The organism is Gordonia sp. VNK21 (genome assembly GCF_046098115.1).
Taxonomy (GTDB): Bacteria; Actinomycetota; Actinomycetes; order Mycobacteriales; family Mycobacteriaceae; genus Gordonia.
In genome coordinates this window covers 147,094-170,988 of record NZ_JBJURU010000003.1, presented here as the reverse complement: position 1 = coordinate 170,988, position 23,895 = coordinate 147,094, and the positions used below count along the sequence as shown (strand labels likewise).

The following is a 23,895-nucleotide window of genomic DNA, read 5'->3' as shown; positions in this document are numbered from 1 at the left end:
CCGATGATCGACGACGCCGAGACCGTCGAGTTCCACACCGCCGCAGGCACCGTGATCGGCAGGGTCGCCGGAGAGTGCGTGCGCGCCACCGGGATCCGCTACGCGCAGGCGGACCGATTCGCCGCACCGACACCCCTGCCGGCGTCGGCCGAGCCGATCCGCGCGCTCACCTCGTCGCCGCCCTGCCCGCAGCCGCCGGCGGCGCATCTGGACGCCATGTTCCCGGGCAGCACGGAGTCGACACCGCAGAGCGAGGACTGTCTGCGCCTGTCGGTCACGGCGCCGCACCGACCCCAGATCCCACCGGCCGCACTGCCGGTCATGGTCTTCGTGCACGGTGGCTCGTATGTCAACGGCTCCGCCGACCTGCCCATGTACCGCCCCATCCGCCTGGTCGAGGAACAGCAGGTGGTCGTGGTGAACATGCAGTATCGCCTCGGCCTGTTCGGCTTCCTCGGCGATCTCGACAGCACCGGGCCGAGACCGGCCAATCTGGGCCTGCTCGACCTCATCGCCGGTCTGCGCTGGATCGCGGCGAACATCGCCCCGTTCGGCGGCGACCCCGACAATGTCACGCTGTTCGGCCACTCCGCCGGCGCCGAGGCGATCGCCCGGCTGATGATCGCCGACGGCACCGCCGGGCTGTTCCGCCGGGCGATCCTTCAGAGCCCGCCACTGGGCATCCCCTGGGACCGGCCGGAGATGAGCCGCGCCGCAGCAGCCGCGACTGCGCATCTCGACTCCGGCAGCACCGTCGACGAGGTTCTCGCCGGGTACGGCACCGTCACCGAGACCGCCGCGCAGTTCGGGCCGCTCATCGGCAGCATGCCGATGCGGCCGCAGTTCGGTGCGCATCCGCTCCCCGCGGCCGGCGAGGCCGGCACCGCCCACCGGGCCGTCGCCCCCGCGATCGATCTGCTGATCGGCTCCACGGCCCGCGAGGCGGCGTTCCTGCTCGACGAGATCCGGCAGTCCGTGCCGGTGCTGCGCCGGGCCGAACGGATTCCGCTACTCGGGCGGGCGATCACCGCGGCGGTGGTCGGCGCCGGCGGGCAGTTGATCTACGACCGCGGTATCGACCGGCTCGCCCGGATCCACCGGCGGGCCGGTGGCCGGGTCGTCCGCTACCGCGTGGCCTGGGGGCCGCGCCGCAATCCGCTCCGATCGGCCCACGGCACGGAGCTTCCGTTTCTGCTCGGTGACGAGACCGCCTGGCGCGCAACCCCGTTGCTGGCCGGATCGTCGTGGACGCAGGTGCACGAGAAGGGGCGGCTGCTGCGGCGGATGTGGGCCGACTTCGCCCGGAACGGGCAGACTCCCCGCGAGATCGACGGACTATTCCGGGTGCACGAACCCGCCGCGGCCCGAGTGACGAATGTCCGATTCTCTGGTATCGGCCCTCACATTCGTACCGACTTGTAACTTACGTCATGCTGCCTCTACTCTGAAGCGATCTGAAATATCCCTGTTTACACAGGACTGCACCCCGGAAAGGTGACGAACGACATGAGTACTGGTGACAGCCGGGGGTCGCGCGTTCAGCGATCCCGCCTCGCTCGCCTGCTGCTGGCGATCGTGGTGGTCGTCCCCCTCGCCTTCGCCGCCCTCTACATGTGGGTGATGTGGGATCCGACCAAGACGGTCAAGCACATGCCGGTGGCGATCGTCAACGCCGACCAGCCGATCGGGGACGGCGACGAGAAGGTCCAGGCCGGCGCCGATGTGGCGGCCAACCTGGTCAAGTCCGGTGCCCTCGACTTCGAGATCGTCGATCCCGCGACGGCCGGTGAGGGACTGCGCAACGGTGACTACTACTTCACCATCGACATCCCCGCGGACTTCAGCAAGACGCTGTCGGAGATCGGCGACGCCACCGTGGCGCCCGCGCTGATCACGGTCACCTACAACGACAACAACACCCTCAAGGCGTCGAGTATCGGCGCGGCGGCGATGTCGCAGATCAGCGCCTCGGTCCTCGAGGGCGTCTCGAGCACCACCGTCGGCACCGTCCTCGACGGCGTCGACGCACTCGGCGGGGGTCTGCGCACCGCCGCCGACGGCTCCGGCACCCTCGCCGACGGCACCGGCCAGCTCCGCAGCGGCGCCGACGAACTCGCCGACTCCGTGGCCACCCAGCTCGCCCCCGGCATCAGCTCGGCGGCCCGCGGCTCCGAGCAGGTCGACGACGGCGCCGGGCAGCTCGCCGACGGTACCGTGGCACTGCAGGCCGGCACGGACACCCTCGGCGCCGGTGCGACGAAGCTGGCCGACGGCATCGAGTCGCTGGTGGGTTCGGTCGATGTCGCGGCGCTCACCACGGCCCTGAACCAGGCGCAAAAAGCCGCTCCGGGAATGGATTTCAGCACCATCACGGCGGTGCTCGACGGCCTGGAACAGCTGCGCAGCGGCAGCCGGCAGATCGCCACCGAACTGACCGATCCCTCAGCGCGCTACCGTTCGGGCGTCGACCAACTGGTCACCGGCAGCCAGAAACTGCACGCCGGCACCGGTACGCTGACCGACGGCCTGCGCCAGCTCGAGGACGGCGCAGTGAGTCTCACCGACGGCACCGACCGCCTCCGTGACGGCATCCACCAGGTCGACGACGGCGCCAACCAGTTGCACGACGGCCTGGCCACGGGTGCCGCCTCGGCTCCGGAGCTGAGCGACGACGCCACCCGCGAGTCGCTGGCGAGTCTGCTGAGCACCCCGGTGACGAGTACTTCCACGAACCTCGCGGTGGCGCAGAACAACGGCCCCGGCGGGGCCCCGACCATGCTGATCTTCGCGTCCGGTCTGGTGGTGATCGCGGTCTTTTTGTCGTTCCGCGCGCACCGCTACCTGACCGACGACGACGCCCCGCCGACCATCGCGACGGTGCTGCGCCGGGCCGCGGCCGTCGGCGCCGTCTCACTGGCCGCGATGGCCGTCGTCGGCGGCGTGCTCTGGCTGACGCTGAGCCCCTCCCCGTCGCCGGCGTCTCTGGGCCAGGTGATCCTGATCGCGGCTGCGGCGACGCTGATGAACGTCACCCTGACATCGATCCTGTTCACCGTGTTCGGCTACGTCGGGGGCGCGGTGACCTCGCTGGCCGGTCTGATGCTGCAGATCTTCGCCTACGGCGGCATCTGGATGGTCGAGACACTGCCCGCGGTGTTCCGGATCCTCCATCCGATCAGTCCGCTCACCTATGTGCGCGACGGCATGATCGCCGCGTTCAACGGCACACCCGGCTTCGGCAGCGCCTTTCTCACCCTGATCGGCATCGGCGCCGCGGCGGCCGTCGTCAATCTGCTGGCGGTGGCGGCGGCCCGCAGGCTATACGAGTCGGGGCTCGCGGCCGAGGAGGCGGCCCCGGACGAGAGCGTGCCCGAACCCGCCTGACCGACGGCATGACGGCTGTGGGGCGCACCGCTACCGCGGTGCGCCCCACAGCTTTCCGGAATCAGGAGAGCGGACTCAGTTCTTCAGGTTCGCGTCGAGCCAGTCGATCGTCTGCATGCCGAGCAGGTCGGTGCCCCAGCCGTAGAGGTCGGTGAAGAACTTGACCATGCTGCAGTCGGTGGGCTGGTAGTCCACCTGGGCGCCCTTGGCCCGCCAGTTGCGGACCAGGGTGCGCGAGTCGGCGGCCGGCACCAGCGACATCGGCGAATCGTCGGCCCGGCAGGACGCGATCAGCGTCCGGCTCCTGGCCGGCGGCACCCCGGTCCGGCCGAGGACGTTGTCCCGGTAGGCACGCTGGAAGGCGGGGATGTCGGCCGGGTTCTGCCCCTTGAACAGGGTGGACATCGGCACGAAGGGCAGCGTGAAGTACGCCGGGCTCTGGCACTGGGTGCGGTAGACGTCGGCGATGGCCTTGCCGGCCGGCGTCAGGTGCTCGTCCACCCGCATCTCCGGATAGTGCGGTTCCAGTCCCAGAATGGTGGCCAGTGCGAAGGCCGAGCCCACCGAGCCGTCGGCGGTGGCGATGAAGTTCTTGTAGTTCGGCACCATGCCCTCGAGCACCGAGGCACGGATGTCGAGTTCCGGTGCGTAGCCGTCGGCGAGTTCGGAGGCGAAGCCGGTGCCCACCCCGCCTCCGGCGATGCCGAACAGTCCCACCGGGGCATCCGCGGACAGTCCGATCGCCGGGGCGTTCATCGATGCGCGCAGACCGTCGAGCGTGGTCATGCCGTTGTACTTGCCGGCGAAGACCCCGTGCGGTTTGGGGTCGGCGTTGTTGCCCACGTCGGAGATGACGACGGCATAGCCGCGGTCGAAGAGCAGTGCGAGCGGTCCGAGCGCCGACCACGATGCGCCGTCGAGCGGATCGGAGCCGGTCCACATCGCCGACGGATGGCAGTAGGCGCCGACGCTGTCGTTGGCCATCTGATAGCCGATGACCTTGCGTTGCTTGTTCTTCCGGCCGTCGCGCGGGATCATCACCACGCCGGTGCTGATGTCCCGCTCGCCCTGCAGGTCGGTGGTGACGAACATCGTCTTCCACGCATCGAGGTGGGCGGGCTGCACTCCGGTGAACTGGACGTTGACCTTCTTCGCCTTGAGCAGGGTGCCGGGGGTGTCCGACGCCTTCAGGCGTGGCTCGGCGTAGAACGGATCGTCGTTGCGCAGCGGTTCGATGATCTCGTCGGGTCCGGCGATCCGGCCGTCGCGCAGGGTGCTGAGCACGTAGCCGTTGAAGACCTCGTCGAGACCCGGCGTGCGGTTGGGCTGCTTGGGTGCGGCCGTAGCCGGGGCGGCGGACGGCACCAGGGCCAGCGTCAGGGCGAGCGCGGCGGTCACCGCGAGGACGAGTCCGCGGGCGCGGGTGTGCAGGGTGCTGGTCACTGGTAGGTCACCTTCATGGTCTCGAGCGCCGACTGCAGGGTCGGGGCGATGTTCCAGATCGGACGGTGCGATTCGAACTGCTGCTCATAGGGCACCTGCAGCTGGGCGCGGAGGGTTCCCCAGTGATGGTCCACCAGGTCCTTGTACTTGGGGAGCAGCTCGGAGGTGATGTAGTCCCAGCGCTCCGGATACACCGACCAGTTCCAGTCGGCCAGCGGCAGGGTCAGGGTGGCGGTGCGGCCGTCGGGCCCGGTTCCGCTCACCTGCAGCGACCGGAACGAGCGCGGCGGCACCACCCCGGCCACCGACGGCGAGCCGGCGATGGTGGTCGCGTAGGTCAGCGCTTCGCCGACGTCGCCCTTGTAGCCGCGGACGGCATCCCACTGGTCCTTGATCACCTCGCCCTGTTCGCGCTGCAGCAGTCGGGCGTTGCCGGCGGCGACCGCGGCCGGCTCCTTGGAGGCGATCTGCTCCCAGGCCTGCAGGATCTCGTCACCGATCAGTCCGGCGGTGTGCATCTCGCGCAGCGCCGGCAGACCGCCGCGCACGTAAGCACGGTGCATGGGCATGAGGTCGGTGAAGATGTTCTTCTGCATGACCAGGATGTCGGCCTGCACATGCCGCAGGTCGGCGGCCGAGATCACCGCGCCCACCCGCGCCAGTGCACGCAGTCCGGTGGGCAGCTTGTCGACGAAGACCGGGCCGAGGGTGCGGTTGGTCTCGGTGACGATCGCATTGGCGATCGGCTGCAACCGCGCGAACTGGTACACGTCGGTGGCCAGCTCGAAGTCGGCCAGGCCGCCGCCGAAGTCGGCGCCGACCATCCCGGCCATACCCGCCCACTGCAGTTCGCGGTGCGCCAGTTGCAGATCCTCGTAGTAACGGTACGACTTGATCAGGTTGCCGCGGTTGGCGGTGACGCCGGCCCGCGGGTTCCACGACTCGAGGTCGATGCCGGCCGCGCGGGTGGTGTCGGCGAGCCAGTACTGCAGCAGCAGCGCGCGGTACGAGGTGGGCGCGACGCCGCTGCTGCGCGCCTGATCGAGCAGCTTCTTCAGCGTCGGCACGTCGGTGGGCAACGCCGGATGGATGCCACCGGGGCCGTGCGCGGCGTCCCGGTTGACGGTCGGCAGATTCAGGTACTGCTGCAGCGGGGCGGCGGCGGCCGGCGAGGCCGTGGCGGCAGCGACGCCGATGGCCAGGGCTGCGGCCAGAGCGAGGGCGGCGCTGCGGAACAGTCCGCTGCGGCCACCGGGGCTGATCGATGACATGGGGTCCTCTGGGTACGACGATGGAAGGCTGTCCTCCCCGACGCGGCGGTAAGTACACCACAGCCGTAATGCCCTGGTCACTTCGTATTTACTCGAAAGTCAGAAGGCTCTGATCGTCGTCGCCGGCGTCCGATCTCCGATACGCGCAGCGTGACCGGGGCGCCGACAGCACTTCCAGGATCACCGACATGAGACGCCGCCGTGATGGGCGTCTCAACCGGAATGGTCCGAACAGACCACACCCGCAATCGCAGATCGCACGCGCCGGCACCATTCACCCGCCGGCACCCACTCGTGCTCGCCAACGCCACGCTCTGCCTCGGACCCAGCGCCCGATCGAGGTAGCGGATCCGGCAGGCTCTCGGTCAGACTCAGCAGGGGAATCCCACCGCCCCGTCCGCCTGACAGGAAGGTCGCGCGCCATGAGTTCAGCGTCGCCCCGACGGCGCATGTCCTACGACGAGCGTCACCGCCAGCTGCTGGACGTGGCGGAGAAGCTCTTCATCGAACGCGCCTATGCGCTGGTCTCGATGGAGGACATCGCGCGCGCCGCCGACGTCACGCGCCCGGTCGTCTACAACCACTTCACCACCAAAGAGGGCGCCTACATCGCCTGCATCCGGCGGAACTACGAGGTCTACAACGCTGCACTACTGCAGACGATCGATCCCGACGCCCCCGCCGTCGACCAGTTGCGGGCCGGCGCCGAGTTCTACTTCTCGTCGATCACCCACAACACGGACCGCTGGCTCATGCTGTTCACCAGCGCATCGGTGCTCACCGGCGAGCATCAGAAGGAGCTGACCGCCCTGCGCTTCGAGCACATCGAGGTGATCGCCGATCTGCTGCGCCGCTCGGCGCCGGCCGCACCCGGCGAGCGTATCGAGGCGACGGCGCACGCCGTCTCGGGAGTCGGGGAACGCCTGGGCCACTGGTGGCTCACCCGGCCGGACATGAGCCTCGACACGATCGTCGACCACTTCGTGTCGATTCTGATGGGAGACCTCACCCGCTGGATCGATCACTGACCCCAGCGGCGGGCTCAACCCACGGCGGTCACACCGCCGTCGACGGGGATGACCGCACCGTCGCAAATTACGCTCTGTCATATAGAGCATGCGCTGATCCATCGGCCCAGGCCGAGGAGACCCAGCCTCGGCACACCCCGCTCAACGCGGGACAATCACGGTCCGCCGAGGCTAGGCTTGCCTCACTGATTTCAGCTGCAACTGGTGAGGACTTCCGTGACCGGAACCCTGAACGCACCTGGGCCGTCGACCGCGCCCGCGTCACCGCAACGCCGCGGTGGCGTCACGCGCAGCGCGGTGACCTTCGGGCTGCTCGCCGTCCTGGTGCTTCTGCTGCTGCTCGGGCTGTTCATCGGCAGTGGCGACTTCACCATCTCGCAGGCCTGGAACGCCTTGTGGGGCAACGGCGATCCGACGACGGTCACCATCATCCGCAACGACCGGATCCCGCGCACCCTGCTCGCGGCCCTGGTCGGCGTCGCCCTCGGGGTAGCCGGCGCGGTGATGCAGGGCATCACCCGCAACCCGCTCGCCGATCCCGGCATCCTGGGCGTGAACGCGGGCGCCTACTTCGCGATGGTGCTGGGCTCGGTGGCCTTCGGCGCGGCCGGCGCGGACTACACCTGGTGGGCGCTGGCCGGGGCGTTCGGCGCCGCGGTGCTGGTCTACTTCGTCGGCTCACGCGGCCTGGGCGGGGCCAGCCCGGCCAAGCTGGTGCTGACCGGCGTCGCGGTGGCCTCGATCCTCTCCGGCACCGCCTTCGCACTGACCATGATCCACCCGAAGTCGTTCGACGCGATCCGCGGCCTGCTCATCGGCACGCTCGACGGCCGCGGCTGGGACCAACTGAAACTGGCCTGGATCCCGGTACTGGTAGGCCTGGTGCTGGCCCTCGCGCTGGTCGGCTATCTCAACGCGCTCGCCCTCGGCGACGACCGCGCTGCCGCTCTCGGCGTGCCGGTCGGCACGGTGCGCACAGCCGGTTTCGTCTCGCTGACGGTGCTGTGCGGTGCGGCGACCGCCGCGATCGGGCCGATCACCTTCGTCGGCCTGATGGTCCCGCATGCGGTGCGGATGTTCGTCGGCCCGGACAACCGGTGGGTGATCCCGGTGAGCATGTGCGTGGGCCCGATCGTGATGGTCGGCTCGGATCTGATCGCCCGGGTGGCCACCAGCAGTGAGCTGCCGGTGGGCATGGTGACCGCCTTTCTCGGTGCGCCGCTGCTGATCTGGCTGGCCCGCCGGGAGACGGGAGCGCAGCTGTGACCGCGGGCGCCACCTCCGGGATCGGGGCCGGCGCACCGCGCCCGGCCCGCTGGCCGGGCCGCATCCGCTTCCTGCGGCTGGGCCCGTTGAGCGTGCGCATCGACATCGTCGCCACCACGGTGACGGTGCTGCTGGTCATCGCGACGGCGGCGATCGCAGTGGTCTCCCTGGGCGTGAGCACCACCAGCTCACCGAATCTGGGCTTCGCCGAAACCCTGCAGGTGCTCACCGGGCAGATCGGCGGCGCCCCCGCCGACCGGGTGGCGCATGCCCTGCCCGCGGTACGCACCGCTGTCCTCGGCGGCATCTCGCTGGCACTGTCCGGGGCGATCTTCCAGACCATGACCCGCAATCCGCTGGGCAGTCCCGACATCATCGGCTTCACCACCGGCGCCAACACCGGCGCGCTGATCGCCATGCTGGTCTTCGGTTTCGGCAGCGGCGGTGCCACCATCGGCTCGCTGATCGGCTGTCTGGTGACGGGCATGGCGGTGTATCTGCTGGGCATGCGCGGGGGCACCGGCAACTACCGCTTCATCATCGTCGGCATCGGCATCTCGGCCATGCTCGTCTCGTTCAACGGCTATCTGATCGCCAACGCCAACCAGCAGAACGCGGCGGTCGCCGCGGCCTGGGGCATGGGCAATCTGCGCAACATCACCATGGCCGACACCATCCCGGTGTGGATCACCCTGGCCGTGCTCATTCCGGCGATGGTCACCTTCGCCCCGCGGATGCGGATGTTCGAGCTGGGCCCGGATTCGGCGCAGAGCAAGGGCGTCGACACCGAACGCACCCAGCTGATCCTGCTGGTGATCGGGGTCGGCTTCGCCGCGGCCACCACCTCGATCGCCGGCCCGATCGCCTTCGTCGCACTGGTCGCCCCGCAGCTCGCAGCCCGGCTCACCCCGAGCGCCGGTATCCCGCTGGTCACCTCGGCGGCGGTCGGAGCGGCACTGCTGGTCTCCAGCGATGCCATCGCCCGCACCCTGCTGGCGCCGACCACCCAGCTGCCGGTGGGGGTGGTGACCACCGCCCTCGGCGGCGCCTACCTGTTGTTCCTGTTGCTCGCCCAATCCCGGAAGGCCCGCCCATGACCGCCACGGATCCCGTCGCCGGCGACCGGCCGGCCGAGACCGCCGCACGCCTGACCGGCTCGGGTCTGCGCGTGGGCTACGGCCAGCGGACCATCATCGCCGACCTGGACGTCCTGATCCCCGACGGCTCGTTCACGGTGATCGTCGGCCCCAACGCCTGCGGCAAGTCGACCCTGCTGCGGGCGCTGTCGCGGCTACTGGCGCCCGAGCACGGAGACGTCCTGCTCGACGGCCGGTCCGTGCGTGACTTCAAAGGCAAGGAGTTCGCCCGCGAGCTGGGTCTGCTGCCTCAGCAGTCCATCGCACCGGAGGGCATCACGGTGATCGATCTGGTCTCCCGCGGCCGGTTCCCGTACCAGAAGATGTTCCAGCAGTGGACCGACGACGATCAGCGCGCGGTGGACCGCGCCCTGGACGTCACCCGGCTCACCGATCTGTCGACGCGGCCGGTGGAGGCGCTCTCCGGCGGTCAGCGCCAGCGGGTGTGGATCGCGATGGCGCTGGCCCAGGAGACCCCCATCCTGCTGCTCGACGAGCCGACCACCTATCTGGATCTGGCCCACCAGCTCGAGGTGCTCAGTCTGTGCGCCGATCTGAACGCCCAGGGCACCACGCTGGTGGCGGTGCTGCACGACCTGAATCAGGCGGCCCGGTTCGCCAGCCACATGATCGCCATGCGCAGCGGCGAGATCCTGGCGACCGGCTCGCCGGCCGAGATCCTCACCGAGGGCCTCGTCGAACGCGTCTTCGGGGTGCGCTCGCGCGTGGTGCCCGACCCGGAGACCGGCACCCCGATGGTGGTGCCGCTGGCCGTGGACCCGGTGAGTCTGGGCGATCTGCCCGGCGACACCGCCAATCTCCGTGCCGGAGAACCCGAATGACCCCGCTCTCCCGTCCGATCGTCCCGTCGTTGAAGGAAGTCTCATGAAGCTCCGTCGCCTGACCGCCCTGCTGGCCGCGCTGGCCGCCGTCCTGCTGGCGCTGACCGCCTGCGTGAACTCCGATTCCTCCGAGCACCCCGTGTACTCGGATCCGTCGGCCTCCCCCGGCTTCGAGGTCGGCGACGATGCGCGGGTGGTGGCGCTCGGCTGGTCCGACGGCGCCATCGCTCTGGAGCTGGGCGTCAAACCGGTCGCGATCTACGACTGGATGGGTCTGGGCGAGGCCACCAAGGGCGTCGGCGAATGGGATGCCGCCAAGTTCGGCGACGATTCGCCGACGCTGATCTCGGCGGCGAGCCAGGGCGACTTCAATTACCAGCAGATCGAGGAGCTGAATCCGGATCTGATCCTCAATGTGCGCGGGTCCAGCGATACCAAGGTCACCGACCGGCTCCGGCAGATCGCACCGGTGGTGGCCGCTCCGGCCGGCAGCGGTGATTTCGCGGTGAACTGGCGGGTGCAGACCCAGCTCATCGGTAAGGCGCTGGGCAAGAGCGAGGCGGCCGACGCGCTGATCTCCGACACCGACGGGACGATCGCCCGGATCAAGTCCGCCAACCCGCAGTTCGACGGCAAGACCTTCGTCTACGGGGTCAAGTTCGGCACCGCCTACGGCGCCTACCTGGCCGGTGACGCCCGCTTCGACGTCTTCGCCGAGCTGGGCTTCACGCAGAATCCGCCGATCCTCTCGCTGCAGAGCTCGGGTTTCTTCGCCAATGTCCCGGTCGAGCGGGTCGGCGACCTGAACGCCCAGGTGGCGCTGCTGTCGACGATCGGGCTGCCGTTCTCGGATCTGGAGAACGATCAGCGGCTGAACTCGCTGTCGGTGGTCCGCGACGACCGCGCCGTGCGGCTGCCCGACACCGATCCGACGGTGCAGGCCCTCTCCGCGGGCACCCCGGTCTCGCTGGGCTTCGCCCTCGACCGGGTGGCCCCGCAGCTGGCGGCGGCCGCGAACCGCTGACCACCGTTCTTCAGAGGCACCCGGGTGCGGCCCCGTCATCCGGCGGGACCGGCCCGGGCGCTCGCCCGAGTGCGAAGGAACACATTCTAGTGGGTGACTCTGCGGCAAAACCGCCCTGATCGCGCCCGGCCCCGGTCGGTCTGTGACACCGGAAGAGCCGTGCGCTCGCGCCCGCCATAGGTCGCGTTATGGTGCGGATGTGAGCAGTTCTTCTCCGGTCGCGCCGGCCACCGATCCGGCCGACGATCAGGCCCCCGTAGCCCTCGACAAGCGGGTCGTCTACGTGATCTTCGCGGCGCTGGTGGCCGCGATGTTCCTGTCCTCGCTGGACCAGTCCGTGGTGAGCACCGCACTGCCGACGATCGTCGGCGATCTGGGAGCGGTGGCCGACGAGGGCTGGATCGTCACCGCGTATCTGCTGGCTATCGCGATCGTCATGCCGATCTACGGCAAGATCGGCGATCTCTTCGGCCGCCGCTGGCCGTTCCTGGTCTCGATCACCATCTTCCTGCTCGGCTCGCTCGGTTCGGCGCTGTCGACGTCGTTCGAGATGCTGGTGACCGCCCGCAGTTTCCAGGGTCTCGGCGCCGGCGGCCTGGTGATCCTCTCGCAGGCGATCATCGCCGACATCGTCTCGGCCCGGGACCGCGGCAAGTACCTGGGGCCGATGGGCGCGATCTTCGGCATCGCCGCGGTGGTCGGACCGCTGCTCGGCGGCTGGTTCACCGAAGGCCCCGGCTGGCGCTGGTGCTTCTGGCTGAACGTGCCGATCGCTGCGATCGCCCTGATCGTCGCCTTCTTCACGCTCAAGCTGCCGTCCCAGTCGAGCACCAAACGCTTCGACTTCCTCGGCACCGTCCTGCTGACGCTCACCACTTCGGGCATCGTGCTGCTCAGCAGCTGGTCCACCGTCAGCCCCACCCGTAAGTACGACTGGTCCAGCCCGTGGCTGATCCTGGTGCTGGTGGGCACGGTGGTGGCCTTCGCCTTGTTCGTCTGGTGGGAGACGCGGGTCGACGAGCCGCTGATCCCGCTGCGCCTGTTCCGCGATCCGGTGTTCTCCGTATCGGTGTCGGTCGCCCTGCTGCTGGGCATCGCGATGTTCGCGGCCCTGTCCTATCTTCCGACGTTCCTGCAGATGGCCCGCGGGGTCGGCCCCACCGACTCCGGTCTGCTGATGCTGCCGATGATGGCCGGCATGATGATCACCAGCATCGGTTCGGGTCTGCTGATCAGCAAGACCGGCCGCTACCGCCTCTATCCGATGATCGGTATGGCGGTGGCCACCGGGGCCATCGTCTGGCTCACCTTCATCACCGGCAGCATGTCGATGGTGCTGTTCGGGGCGATGATCTTCGTCCTCGGCTTCGGCATGGGTCTGGTGATCCAGACGATCGTCATCGCCGTGCAGAACGCCGTCGACCCGTCCGAGGTCGGCACGGCGACGTCGACCAACAACTTCCTGCGGGAGATCGGCGCCGCGGTGGGTACCTCGGTGTTCGGCACGGTCTTCACCAGCCGGCTGATCGGCAATCTGGACTCGGTGATGGACCGGATCCCGAAGGGCACTCTGCCGGAGCACATGCATGCCAACGACCTCACGCCGTCGATGGTCAAGGATCTGCCCGAGCCGCTGCACACCGACGTGGTGAACGCTTACGTCGACGCGATGGCACCGACCTTCTGGTATCTGGTGCCGGTGGCCGCCGTCGGCTTCGTGCTGTCGCTGTTCCTGCGCGACAAGGCACTCTCCACCCAGGCGGGCCTGCAGGCGCGCGGGGAGTCGCTCGCCTCCGGGTGATCGCCGGCTCACGTGCACGTTCAGAGCTACCCGCCGGCCCCGTAGCGCCGCCGTCAGGAGGTCGTCCACCACCTGCTCGAAGGTCCTGATCGGCGCCTCAGGCCTGTGCCCTCACCCGGCCGGCCCGGCCCGGGCACGGGCGTGTGCCTCCCGCACACCCCACTGACCGAGCCGCACCGGCACACTCACCCGGATCCGCACGTCCCGGCCGAGCACCTCGCAGTCCTGCAGCCGCGCAGCGCCGGGCTGGGCGATCACGATGGTGCGGGCCGCCGCACACGGATCACCGTCCCCGCCGGCGGCCGCCGCGGCCCCGGCCAGCGCACCCAGATCGGCCGCCGCGGCGGCCCGATGCCGGGCCAGGACCGCCGCGCCGACGACGACCACCGCGATCAGCAGCGCGGCCAGGGCCACGATCACCGCTGCGGCGGTGATCGTGGCGTAACCGTTCTGGTCAGCCGGCCACCCCGGTCTCCGGAGCCTCGACCCGATCCCCTCCTTCCCCGTCCCCGGCCCCGAGGTCCCCGGCCTCGAGGCCGCCACCTCCGAGGTCACCGCCGTCGGGTTCCCGGGCCGCGATGCTCGTGGCCGAGACGGAGGCCATCGGCAACAGCGGCAACGACGCCGACACCACCACGGTGACCCGCTCGCCGCCGCTGCTGATCTCGATCCGCGCCCCCGACGGCGCGAGCTGCGCGCCCACCGAGCCGGCGCCGTCGTCGCCGGCGGCGGCCAGCCGGGCCACTTCACGCGCCGCATCGGTGCACCGGATGTACGCGGCCACTCCGGCCACCACCTCGACGGCGACGACGAGAAAGGCCGCGATCGCCGCCAGCGCATACGCGGCCTCGACCGTCACCATCCCGGTCTGCTCCGCCCACAGCCGTCGCCGCCACGAGAACCTCATCCCACCGAGGTGCTCAGGGCCTTGGCGATGATCCCGGTCAGCGCACTGACCACGTTGTCGCCGCTGACCACGGTGTAGAGGATGGCGCCGAACGCGGCCGCCGCGATCGTCCCGATGGCGTATTCGGCAGTGCTCATTCCTGACTCGTCCGTGCGCAACCGTTCCCATCCGGCCGGAGTCCACGTTCCGCCGAATACGGTGAATCTCTTGTCCTGCATGACTTTCCCCCTGACTTTCTGTTCCACTGTTCTTCTTCCACTCGTGTGGTCTGGCGGCCTCCTCACCGGTCACAGCTGGTGCAGCATTCCACCGGCCAGACCGATCACGACGGGCACGATCCCGAGGACGACGAAGGCCGGCAGAAAGCACAGTCCCAGCGGTCCGCTGATCTTCACGCCCGCACGCTCGGCCCGTTCGGTCGCCTGGTTCTCGGCCCGTTCCCTGGTGGCGCGGGCCAGTGCGGCAACGGCGTCGGCCAGTCCCGAGCCGGAGGCGGCGGCCCGCCGGGCCAGTGCAGCCAGTTCGGAGAAGCCGCGATCGGTGTGCTCCTGTGCGGCCACAGTCCAGGCCCGCACCGGGTCGGCGCCCAGTGCCAGCAAATCGCCCGCGCGGCGCAGCGGCGTCCCGAGCCCGGCCGGGCAGTGCGGTGCCGTCACCAGCGCCGCGTCCGGCACCGGCAGTCCGGCCTGCAGGCACACCGCGAACAGGTCGTAACCGGCCGCGACGTCGAACGGGTCGACGCGGGCGCGGGGCCGCAGCCATCTCGGCTCGCGGTTGCGCGCCGGCGGCTCGACCACCCGCAGCAGCAGCCGCCCCGGCGCAGGCCACAGCAGTGCGGCAACGGCGACTGCGACGAGGGCGACGGGGACGGCGGACGGAATCATCGCAGCACCGAGCCGGTGATCGCCTCGGACCAGAGTAGACCGGCGCAGACCAGGCCCGCGCCGATCACCAGCAGCACCGAGCCGACCGGCGAGTCGATCAGAACCCGCAGCGGGGCCGCACCCATCAACTGCCCCAGCCCGATGCCGAGGACCGGCAGTCCGGCCAGCACAGCCGCCGTGGCCCGCGGACCGGCCAGGCTCGCCTGTGTCCGGGAGCGGAAGTCACTGCGCGCCACCAGATCTGTGCGCAGTTCGTCGAGCAGTGCGACCATGGGCAGGCCGGCCTGCGATGAGATGGTCCACGCCCGGACCAGACGCTGCAGGCCGGGGTGCCGATCCGGGTCGGCCTCGAGTGACCCGCCGAGTTCCAGTTCGGCGGCCATGGTCCGCAAAGCCGCACCGATGCCGCCGGACGGGCCGAGCTCGTCGGCGGCCGAGCGGCAGGCGTGCACCATCGGCGCACCGGCGCGCATGTCGGCGCTCATCACGGTCAGCGCCCGCCGCAGATCGTCGTCGTCGCGGGCCGAGGCGGTGCGGCGTCGTCGCCCGGCACCGCGGTGGGCGAGGGTCGCCGCCAGCAGACCCGCTGCCACGGCCGGACCGACGCCGACCAGCAGTGCGAGTACCGGTGCGGCCCCGAGTACCGGCAGCCGTCCGGCAGGCGACCATCGCCGCGGCCGGGTCTCCGTGCCGGCCAGAGCGCGCAGCCGTTCCGTGGCGGCCGTCGACGGCCACACCAGCAGTGCGGTCCCCAGCAGGCACAAGACGGCGCTCATCGCCCGGACTCCGCCGCCAGGATCTGGTCGACGCTCAACCGGTCCGGTCCTGTGCCGCGGCGCCACACCGGGACGACCCGCACCAATCCGTCGGTACCGGCGCGGACCACGCCGAGCTCGCTCACGCCCCGCCCGCCGCCGGGCAGCCTGGCGACTCCGACGATCAATCGCAGGGCGGCGGCCAGCTGACTGTGCAGCGCACTGCGGCCCATGCCGCCCAGGGCCGCCAGCGCCTCCATCCGCGCCGGCACCTCGGTCACCGAATTGGCGTGCAGCGTTCCGGCGCAGCCCTCGTGCCCGGTGTTCAGAGCAGTGAGCAGGTCGATCACCTCGGGGCCGCGCACCTCGCCGACGACGATCCGGTCCGGCCGCATCCGCAACGCCTGCCGGACCAGAGCTCGGACCGGAACCTCGCCTGCCCCTTCGACATTCGCGGCCCGGGCGATCAGCCGCACCACGTGCGGGTGGGCCGGGGCGAGCTCCGGGGCGTCCTCCACGCACAGCACCCGCTCCCACGCGTCCACCTCTCCGAGCAGGGCATTGAGGAGGGTGGTCTTTCCGGCGCCGGTGCCCCCGATCACCAGGAACGCCAGGCGGCGCGCGATCATCTCACTCAGCACAGGGGCGAGCGCTCCGGGAATGCTGCCGGCCGCCACCAGGGAGCCGAAGTCCTGTGCGGCGCTGCGCAGTACCCGCAGCGAGATACAGGTGCCGTCGGCCGCCAGCGGCGGAATGACGGCATGAAGCCGCACCCCGTAGCCGTGCCGGCCCAGACCGTGCAGCCGGCCGTCCACCCAGGGCTGCGCGTCGTCGAGCCGGCGTCCGGCGCCGAGCGCCAGGCGCACCGCCAGCCGCCGCACGGCGGCCTCGTCGTCGAAGGAGACGGCGGCACGGACCGGTCCTGCGCCGCGGTCCACCCACACCCGGTCGGGTCCGGTCACCAGGATGTCGGTGACGGCCGGCTCGGCGAGCAGCGGCTCGAGCGCTCCGGCACCGACCATCTCGGTCTGCAGGTAGCGCAGGGCCGCCAGCAGGTCGGTGTCGGAGAGCAGGCCTCCGGCCTCGGCCCGGACCGCGGCGGCGATGGTCTGCGCGTCGGGAGTCCCGGCGTCGGCGGCCAGCCGCGCCCGCACCTTCTCGAGCAGGCCAGGGTCGACGTTCGCCGAGGCGTTCATGCCGGCACCCGCCCCGAACGACGGGCCAGCGTGAGTGCGCTGTGCGCGGCCGCATGCAGCGCCGAGCGCCGACGGTACCGCAGCCCGCCGGCTTCGCAGCACCGCGGCAGCCAGCCCTCGCTGCGCAGGCCGGCCAGCAGCTCCACTCCGATCGCCGCAGCCACGTCCGCCGCGGTCAGCCCGCCCGGCGCAGGGCCGCGGACCACCAGCACCGTCCGCGGACCCTCGGGCAGCCGGGCGACGAGCTTGCGGGTGGCCGAGACCGCGGGCACCGTGGCCATGCACACGATCAGCAGCAACTCCACCGATTCGAGGACCGCCGCAGCCGCGCCCCCGGTACCCCGGCCGACGTCGGCGATCACCAGGTCGCCGTTGGTCCGGCCCGCATCGAGCGCGGCCAGCACGGTCTCCTCAGGCAGCGGCGCACCGTCGTCGCGGGCCCGGGTGAGCACCCCGACGCCCGGAGCCGCCGCCGGCAGCGCGGCGGCCAGCGCTGCACCGCCGATGCTGCCGGTCTGCCCGGTGACCGCATTCCAGCGCAACCCGGACCGTTGTTCGGCGCCGAGCAGCAGATCCAGTCCGGCGCCACCCGGCTCCACATCGAGCAGCAGGGCCGGCTGCCGCTCGCGGCTCGCGGCCAGGGCGATCGCCGCGGCCAGGGTACTCACCCCGGCACCGCCGTGCCCGCCGACGACGGCGATGGTGCCCGCCGCGTGCCGGCTGGGCCGGCGCAGCGCCGACAGTGCGGCCACCAGCGCCGCCTCCTCGTCAGGGAGCACATATCCGCCCCGCGCGCCTGCCAGCAGACCGGCACGCCAGGCGGCGGGATCGTCGTCGGCGCCACCGACCAGCAGCACCCCGTCGCGTTGCGGAGCCTCGCGACGGCCGAGCTCGTTCAGAGCGCCGCCGTCGACCACCACCGCCGCAGCCCGCAGCCAGTCCCGCCGGCAGTCGGCCGGGTGCCCGCGCACGATGGCGTACCCGGCCGCCGCACCGCAGCGAGCGACGTCGTCGAACCGTTCCGGCCCGGTCAGCACCAGCAACCCATCCCCCATGTCCCACAGCGTGCGCGCCGGCCGGGCCGGGCACCAGCGCGTTGTCCACAGGGAGCACCCGCACTTCCCGGTTATCCCCAACCGGTCCGCGACCGTCGTCCATCCCCCCAGAAATCCCTTGTCCCCCAAACGGATTAACCGATACGACCTGCGGATCCTCGATGTCCGAGGGCGCTGATACGACTACTGCACCCACTGATCGAACTGAATGGAGAACTGATCACCATGCACGCCAGCACCCGCCGCGCAGCGGCACTGGGCAGCGCCCTCGCCGCCGTCGGCGCCACTCTGACCGTCCTCGCCCCGTCGGCCCAGGCGGTCGGCCTGGACCAGAACGACCGGGTCCGGTACCGGATGTGCGCCGACACCGTCGTCGACATCGAGTACACCAACGCCTACGGCAACACCTCGACGCAGCGGAACATCTACTTCAAGCGACAGAAGAACGGCGCTCGCTGCGGTTTCTACGACTACACGGTCCGGGACGAGTACGGCAGCTACGCCAGCGTCTGGGTCACCGCCGAGAACGGTGGCAGCGTCTCGTGCACCATCTGGCGCAACGGCCGGGTGGTCGCGAAGTCCAACGACGAGAACAGCTTCTACAGTTCCGCCGCCTGCTACTGACCAGCCGGGCGCAGGCCGCTCATTCCTGTGCGAGCAGCGCGCGCACCCGGTCGGCGTCGACGGCGATCGGTTCGAGCCGGGTCGGGCCGGCCTCGACCGGGACCTGCGCCGCGCCGCGGCCGAGCGCCTCGATCCGGTCGGCGAGCGGTCCGGCGTCCTCCGGATCGGGAGGCAGGGATCCGGACCGCCGGGCCGCCGCGTAGCCGCTGACGGTGTCGGCCAGCCGCCCGGTCGCCGAGGCCACCGGCAGCCACGCCCGCGCAACCGTCGACGCCGGCGGCGGCTCGGCCTGGGCCCGGGTCATCCGCACCTGCAGATCCGAGAGCGCCCGGTAGGCGTCCCGGCGGGCGGCCACCAGCTGGTCGTGCCGCCGGTCCCGCGCCTCCCGGTCCTCGGGGATCGGACTCGCGGCCAGCCGCAGCTGCGCGGCGACGGCCGACATCGCGACGGCGAAGGTCTGCGCCACCCACGCCCGCCTCGAATGCGGCCAGAGTAGATAGCCGAAGACGATCACCACCGCGCCGCCGACCAGGGTGGCGAAGATCCGCTGCCAGGAGTAGTTCGCCGAGTGATCGCCCGGCGTGATCTCGTCGACCAGCAGGATCACCACCGGGGCGATCGCGACGGCCTGCAACGCATAGGAGCGCATCATGAACCAGGGGACGCACGCCGACAGCACCCCGATCGCGATGCCGATCCCGATGCCCTTGGGCACCAACGCGATCACCGCCGTCGCCAGCGCCGCCCCGACCACGGTGCCGACCACCCGCAGCACCGCCCGGGAGAAGACCGAACCGAAGTCGGGCTTCATCACCAGACAGACGGTCAACGGCACCCAGAACCAGTGGCTGTACGGGAAGTACTCCTTGGCGCCGACCGCGATGCCGTAGCAGAGCGCCAGCCGGCAGGCCGCCAGCAGCACCTCGCTGCCGATCACCGGGGTGATCAACGGCTCGGCCGGAACTCCGCGGCGCCGGCGCTTCCCGAGGGCGCTGCGCAGGCCGGTCACCGCATCACCGAGCGGCGACCCTCCCGCGGTCGCGGGCAGTGCGCCACCGGCCTGCACCGCCTCCCGCAGGCCGGACAGATCCCGCTGCGCGGCAATCAGATCCGGCTTCGACGCCGCCAGCAGGAAGGCCCGTACCCGGCCGGCCGCGGTCACCACCGACTCGTCGAGGACCCAATCGCCGGCCGAACCCGTCCGCCACACCGGCAGCTCGCTGACCCGGCCGGCGGCGGCCCGCATCGCCGCCGTCACCCGCTGCCGGGCCTGCTCGGTGCGCTCGCCGCCGTCTGCCGGCCCCTCGGCACGGGCCCCGGCCAGCCCGGCCAGCGCCTCGAGCAGCCCGACGACCACGATCCTTTGCGGCCGGCGCGGATCGATCAGCATCTCGATCGCCAGCAGCACCGCGTATCCGGCGCCGCCCACCAGGTACAGCCACAGCGGGGTCCACCAGTCGATGTCCGGGACGCCGATGGCGATCGCCGCCACCAGCAGCAGCTGCATGCCGGCGACGGAGAACGCCGGGCCGAAGCCGGCGATCACCCCGGCGAGGAAGGCCACCGCCGCCATCAGCGCGATCAGCGCCGGCAGCGGAAAGTCCGCCGCGAAACCCAGCAGATAGCCGCAGGCGGCGATCGGCGTGGAGACCGCGATGATCCAGAAGTTGAGCCGGTAGGAGCCCTCCCGTTCACCGGCGGCCAGCAGGAGCGTCGCCAACCCGATCCACATGCCGGTCAGGATGTGGCCGGTGGCCGCGCCGACGACGAACGGCACTCCCACACTCAGACCCGCCCGGATCGAATGTCCCACCGGCAGCGGTGCCGGGGCGATCTGGAAGTTCTCGGCCAGCCAGGATGCCGGCCGGGCATCGGTGGTGATCGACGGGTGGGCGGGGTCGCCGGTCACGGCGCAGTTCCTCTCTCGTCCAGGCCGGGCGGGAGCGCCGATCAGCCGGTGAACGGCGGCACGAACTCGCACGGCACCGTCACCGGATGCGCGGGGTCGAGCGCGTTGAGAACGGTGTATGCGGCGCGGCGCGAGCCGGCGATCGCCAGATGATCACTGTAGTCCTGCGCGCAGGTGTCCTGCATGACGATGTTGGTGACGTCCTCGCCGCGCCGGCCGGGAACCTGGCCGCTGGTGTACGGCAGCACCAGTTCGTCGTAGCGGGTGGAGATGTTGGTGTAGGTGACGCCCTTGACGTACGGGCTGCCGCCGCGCCAGATCTTCTCGTTCATCGCCGAGCCGGGCATCATCTGGCCGCACGCCTCGCACACCGGCAGCGGCACCCGGTCGAAGAACTGGCCGAAGTACTTCGCCTCCGGAGCGATGTTCCCGGTGCCGCGCCACAGCGGCGCCAGCGAGACGTAGTTGGTGACCTTGTCCGCGCCGCCGAGGTACTTCAGGTAGTACGACGGCATGTACGTGCCCTGCGAATGCCCCACCAGGTCGACGGTCTGGGCACCGGTGGCCCGCAGAACCCGGTCGACGAACCGGTCGAGCTGGCCGGCGCTGCGCTCGATCCGGGTCATGCCGCCGATCGCGGTGACCGGCCACGGCAGGTTGGGGACGGCACCGTAGGTGAGCGCATAGACGCAGTACCCGCGGTTGGCGAGCATCGGCGCGTAGGCGCCCCAATTGGTGGTGCGCGAACCGCCGGTGCCGTGCACCAGCACCACCGGCCGCGGGTGCGCGGCGCTCGGGGTGCAGCCGAAGTCGTTGGTGCCGGGCAGATCACCGCCCGGATTCGCCAGCTCCGGCGGGATCCCGGCGAAGAAGTTGTAGTTCTCCGGCAGCCGCTGCTGCGGTGCCGCGGCAGCAGGCCCGGCGGCGAACATCCCGCACACGGTCAACAGTGCGGCCATCGCCGGCACCAGCATTCGACGGATCATCCCCCGGCCTCCTGACCAAGCAGTTGCTGTGGCTTGTGAGTGTAGGCACCGTCCCGGCGCCGCACGGCCGGTCAGCCGGAAAACGGCGGAACCGGCTCGCAGGGCACCGTCACGGGATGCGCCGGATCGAGTGCGTTGAGCACCATCAGGACGGTGCGACGCGACCCGGCGATCGCCAGGTGGTCGCTGTAATCCTGGGGGCAGTGGTCCTGGACGACGATGTTGGTCACGTCCTCACCGCGCCGGCCGGGCACCTGGCCGCTGGTGTAGGGCACCACGATCTCGTCGTAGCGGGTGGAGATGTTCACGTGGGTCACCCCGGGCAGGTACGGGCTGCCGCCCCGCCACACCACCTCGTGCACGTCGCCGCCCGGCCGCATCCCGGTCCGCGGCGGATCGGTCTGGCTGCCGTTCCACAGCGGTGCGAGCGCCACCAGGGTGGAGATCCGCTGCGGGCGGCCGGCCGTCTTGAGGTGATAGACCGGCACATAGGTGCCCCGTGAATGTCCGACGACGTCGGCCGAGTCCGCCCCGGTGGCGGCGAGCACCGCATCGAGGAAGTCGCCGAACTGTTCGGCGCTGCCCGGGATCTCGCCGAGCCCGCCCAGCGCCGACAGCGGCCACCGCCCGTCGACGGCACCGTAGGTCAGCGCATAGACGCAGTAACCGCGGTTGGCCAGCACCGCCCCGTAGGCACCCCAGTTGGTGACCCGGCCACCGCCCTGCCCGTGCACCAGAATCACCGGCCGGGGATGGGCGGGGGTGGGCCGGCACGCCCAGTCGTTGGTGCCCGGCAGGCTGCCGCCCGGATGCGCGAGCTCATAGGGGATGCCGGAGAAGAATCCGCGGGGCTCGACGAGCGAATCCGGCGGGGCCGCGGCGACCGGCCCGGCACCGGCTGCCGCCACCGTCAGGGCGGCTACCAGCAGCGTCGTCACCCGCACCGCGGGGCGGCGCCAGCCCCGCCGTCGTCTGCCCCAGCCCGTGAACTGCACGAGATCAGTGTTAGCACCACGGCCGACCTCATGCCCGGAAATGGCGATGACCCCGGCCAGGGGGGAGGAGGCCGGGGTCATCAGCGTTCAGCCCCGGGGGGTCGGGCTGAACACACATCCAGCACGAATGCCGGATAACCCGAAGGTACACGCGCGCGAGCGACAATTGCAACTCAAACTAATGCCGAATTCCGCTCTGTTTCCGGATGTTTCCAACACCCTCGCCCGACGATCCGGAACGCAGTAATGTCAGTTGTGTGGCCACGACGTCACCCCACCGCATCGCAGCCTTCTTCGATCTGGACAAGACGGTCATAGCGCGCTCGAGCACGCTCATTTTCACCCGCCACTTCTACGACGGCGGCCTGCTCACCAAGCGCGGAATGCTGCGCTCGGCCATCGTTCAGCTCCAGCTCCTGCTCACCTCGGCCGGTCCCGATCACGTGGCGAAGCTCCGCAAGCACGTCACCGACATGTGCACCGGCTGGCACGCCGGCACCGTCCGCGCCATCGTCTCGGAAACCCTCGACGAAGCCGTCCGCCCGGTGATCTTCGCCGAGGCCGCCGACCTGATCGCCGGCCACCAGGCCGCCGGCCACGACGTGGTGCTGATCTCCGCCTCCGGCATGGAGATGGTCGAACCCATCGGCGAGCTGCTCGGCGTGGACGCGGTCCGGGCGACGGTCATGGAGGTGGTCGACGGCCACTACTCGGGCGAGATCGAGTTCTACTGCTACGGCGAGGAGAAGGCGCACATCGTCCGCGAGCTGGCCGCCGAATACGGCTACGACCTCGAGAGCTGCTACGCCTACTCGGACTCGTCCACCGACCTGCCGATGCTCTCCGCCGTCGGGCACCCGGCGGTGGTCAACCCGGACAAGTCGCTGCGCGCTGCGGCCCAGGACCAGGGCTGGGAGATCTTCGACTTCCCCAATCCCGCACCGCATCTCGAGTGGCTGCGCCCGGCGAAGGCCGCCTGGTGTGCGGCCGGCGTCGGCGCCGTGGCCGCCGCCCTCATCGCCTACGGCGCCGCCCACCGTCACCTTCCCCGCCCGGCCGCGGCTTGACCTCCGCCAGTTTGCGCGAACCCCTTGATGTGATGTTCATCACGGTATATAAAGTAGGTACGGAGTCACCGAAGGCCAGGTTCCACCCGGAGGAGAAGGGTCGAACTCCCGGAGGCACGACTCCCAGCACGGGCGGCTAGTACCCACGCGGAGCTCGCCGCATTGGCAAAAAGCGTTGTGCGCCTGCGATATCGGTTCCGTTTCCGGATCCGGTCGCCGAGGCGGTACCCACAACCCACCTTGCACGCTTGGTAACTTGCGTCCGTGCTTGCGGGCGGCAGCCCTGATCGTCACCGATCGGGCGCCGCCCGCATATATGTCT

Annotated in this window: 22 protein-coding genes; 10 read left to right on the top strand and 12 right to left on the bottom strand. The window is 70.6% G+C overall.

The annotated features are described in order from the left end of the window. Window positions 1-3 precede the first annotated feature (3 nt). Complete coding sequence (locus tag ACJMNC_RS05395) at window positions 4-1,422, top strand: carboxylesterase family protein (protein WP_408946916.1); 1,419 nt, start codon at window positions 4-6, stop codon at window positions 1,420-1,422. 84 nt (window positions 1,423-1,506) lie between these two features. Further along, the gene (locus ACJMNC_RS05390) at window positions 1,507-3,384 is read left to right on the top strand and encodes a YhgE/Pip domain-containing protein (RefSeq protein WP_408946915.1); all 1,878 of its coding nucleotides are present in this window, start codon (window positions 1,507-1,509) and stop codon (window positions 3,382-3,384) included. 75 nt (window positions 3,385-3,459) lie between these two features. Here ACJMNC_RS05390 and ACJMNC_RS05385 read toward each other — a convergent pair whose 3' ends face one another. Both ACJMNC_RS05385 and ACJMNC_RS05380 read right to left on the bottom strand, forming a co-directional pair. Continuing rightward, window positions 3,460-4,827 carry a lipase family protein gene (locus tag ACJMNC_RS05385; protein ID WP_408946914.1) on the bottom strand — a complete coding sequence of 456 codons (1,368 nt, stop codon included), beginning with the start codon at window positions 4,825-4,827 and terminating at the stop codon, window positions 3,460-3,462. Beyond that, a complete protein-coding gene (locus ACJMNC_RS05380; RefSeq protein ID WP_408946913.1) occupies window positions 4,824-6,098 on the bottom strand; it encodes a hypothetical protein in 1,275 nt (424 codons plus the stop codon). The genes ACJMNC_RS05385 and ACJMNC_RS05380 overlap by 4 nt, the downstream gene beginning before the upstream one ends. Window positions 6,099-6,520: 422 nt before the next feature. Here ACJMNC_RS05380 and ACJMNC_RS05375 point away from each other — a divergent pair, with 422 nt between their 5' ends. The 6 genes from ACJMNC_RS05375 to ACJMNC_RS05350 all read left to right on the top strand — a co-directional run bounded on the left by ACJMNC_RS05375 (window position 6,521) and on the right by ACJMNC_RS05350 (window position 13,195). Further along, window positions 6,521-7,126: a TetR/AcrR family transcriptional regulator gene (locus ACJMNC_RS05375; protein WP_408946912.1), complete on the top strand. Its 606-nt coding sequence runs from the start codon at window positions 6,521-6,523 to the stop codon at window positions 7,124-7,126. A 216-nt stretch (window positions 7,127-7,342) separates the two neighbouring features. After that, window positions 7,343-8,392 carry a FecCD family ABC transporter permease gene (locus tag ACJMNC_RS05370; RefSeq protein ID WP_408946911.1) on the top strand — a complete coding sequence of 350 codons (1,050 nt, stop codon included), beginning with the start codon at window positions 7,343-7,345 and terminating at the stop codon, window positions 8,390-8,392. Beyond that, window positions 8,389-9,489: a FecCD family ABC transporter permease gene (locus ACJMNC_RS05365; protein WP_408946910.1), complete on the top strand. Its 1,101-nt coding sequence runs from the start codon at window positions 8,389-8,391 to the stop codon at window positions 9,487-9,489. The genes ACJMNC_RS05370 and ACJMNC_RS05365 overlap by 4 nt, the downstream gene beginning before the upstream one ends. After that, window positions 9,486-10,370 (top strand): ABC transporter ATP-binding protein, encoded by an 885-nt coding sequence (locus ACJMNC_RS05360; protein ID WP_408946909.1) that lies wholly within the window; start codon window positions 9,486-9,488, stop codon window positions 10,368-10,370. The genes ACJMNC_RS05365 and ACJMNC_RS05360 overlap by 4 nt, the downstream gene beginning before the upstream one ends. 43 nt (window positions 10,371-10,413) lie before the next feature. Further along, window positions 10,414-11,394: an ABC transporter substrate-binding protein gene (locus ACJMNC_RS05355; protein WP_408946908.1), complete on the top strand. Its 981-nt coding sequence runs from the start codon at window positions 10,414-10,416 to the stop codon at window positions 11,392-11,394. A 199-nt stretch (window positions 11,395-11,593) separates the two neighbouring features. Beyond that, window positions 11,594-13,195: an MDR family MFS transporter gene (locus tag ACJMNC_RS05350; RefSeq protein ID WP_408946907.1), complete on the top strand. Its 1,602-nt coding sequence runs from the start codon at window positions 11,594-11,596 to the stop codon at window positions 13,193-13,195. 111 nt (window positions 13,196-13,306) lie between these two features. Here ACJMNC_RS05350 and ACJMNC_RS05345 read toward each other — a convergent pair whose 3' ends face one another. The 7 genes from ACJMNC_RS05345 to ssd form a co-directional block, all read right to left on the bottom strand. Further along, the gene (locus ACJMNC_RS05345; protein WP_408946988.1) at window positions 13,307-13,687 is read right to left on the bottom strand and encodes an Rv3654c family TadE-like protein; all 381 of its coding nucleotides are present in this window, start codon (window positions 13,685-13,687) and stop codon (window positions 13,307-13,309) included. Continuing rightward, the gene (locus ACJMNC_RS05340) at window positions 13,650-14,102 is read right to left on the bottom strand and encodes a TadE family type IV pilus minor pilin (protein ID WP_408946906.1); all 453 of its coding nucleotides are present in this window, start codon (window positions 14,100-14,102) and stop codon (window positions 13,650-13,652) included. Before ACJMNC_RS05340 ends, ACJMNC_RS05345 begins: the two co-directional genes overlap by 38 nt. After that, window positions 14,099-14,320, bottom strand: coding sequence for a DUF4244 domain-containing protein (locus ACJMNC_RS05335; RefSeq protein ID WP_408946905.1), 222 nt, complete (start codon window positions 14,318-14,320; stop codon window positions 14,099-14,101). The genes ACJMNC_RS05340 and ACJMNC_RS05335 overlap by 4 nt, the downstream gene beginning before the upstream one ends. 69 nt (window positions 14,321-14,389) lie before the next feature. Continuing rightward, window positions 14,390-14,986 carry a type II secretion system F family protein gene (locus ACJMNC_RS05330; protein ID WP_408946904.1) on the bottom strand — a complete coding sequence of 199 codons (597 nt, stop codon included), beginning with the start codon at window positions 14,984-14,986 and terminating at the stop codon, window positions 14,390-14,392. Further along, window positions 14,983-15,762, bottom strand: coding sequence for a type II secretion system F family protein (locus ACJMNC_RS05325; RefSeq protein ID WP_408946903.1), 780 nt, complete (start codon window positions 15,760-15,762; stop codon window positions 14,983-14,985). The genes ACJMNC_RS05330 and ACJMNC_RS05325 overlap by 4 nt, the downstream gene beginning before the upstream one ends. Then, window positions 15,759-16,937, bottom strand: coding sequence for a TadA family conjugal transfer-associated ATPase (locus tag ACJMNC_RS05320; protein WP_408946902.1), 1,179 nt, complete (start codon window positions 16,935-16,937; stop codon window positions 15,759-15,761). The genes ACJMNC_RS05325 and ACJMNC_RS05320 overlap by 4 nt, the downstream gene beginning before the upstream one ends. Next, a complete protein-coding gene (gene ssd, locus ACJMNC_RS05315) occupies window positions 16,934-17,992 on the bottom strand; it encodes a septum site-determining protein Ssd (RefSeq protein ID WP_408946901.1) in 1,059 nt (352 codons plus the stop codon). The genes ACJMNC_RS05320 and ssd overlap by 4 nt, the downstream gene beginning before the upstream one ends. Before the next feature lie 225 nt (window positions 17,993-18,217). Here ssd and ACJMNC_RS05310 point away from each other — a divergent pair, with 225 nt between their 5' ends. After that, window positions 18,218-18,616 carry a hypothetical protein gene (locus ACJMNC_RS05310; protein WP_408946900.1) on the top strand — a complete coding sequence of 133 codons (399 nt, stop codon included), beginning with the start codon at window positions 18,218-18,220 and terminating at the stop codon, window positions 18,614-18,616. A gap of 19 nt (window positions 18,617-18,635) precedes the next feature. Here the strand turns inward: ACJMNC_RS05310 and ACJMNC_RS05305 are convergent, their stop codons facing one another. From ACJMNC_RS05305 to ACJMNC_RS05295, 3 genes are all read right to left on the bottom strand, one after another. Beyond that, window positions 18,636-20,525, bottom strand: coding sequence for an FUSC family protein (locus tag ACJMNC_RS05305; RefSeq protein ID WP_408946899.1), 1,890 nt, complete (start codon window positions 20,523-20,525; stop codon window positions 18,636-18,638). A gap of 41 nt (window positions 20,526-20,566) precedes the next feature. Further along, on the bottom strand, window positions 20,567-21,511 hold the full coding sequence (locus ACJMNC_RS05300; protein WP_408946898.1) for an esterase/lipase family protein: 945 nt from the start codon (window positions 21,509-21,511) through the stop codon (window positions 20,567-20,569). Between the two features lie 71 nt (window positions 21,512-21,582). Beyond that, on the bottom strand, window positions 21,583-22,506 hold the full coding sequence (locus tag ACJMNC_RS05295) for an esterase/lipase family protein (RefSeq protein WP_408946897.1): 924 nt from the start codon (window positions 22,504-22,506) through the stop codon (window positions 21,583-21,585). 206 nt (window positions 22,507-22,712) lie between these two features. Between ACJMNC_RS05295 and ACJMNC_RS05290 the strand changes: the two genes are divergently transcribed. Beyond that, on the top strand, window positions 22,713-23,573 hold the full coding sequence (locus tag ACJMNC_RS05290; RefSeq protein ID WP_408946896.1) for an HAD family hydrolase: 861 nt from the start codon (window positions 22,713-22,715) through the stop codon (window positions 23,571-23,573). Window positions 23,574-23,895: the final 322 nt, after the last annotated feature.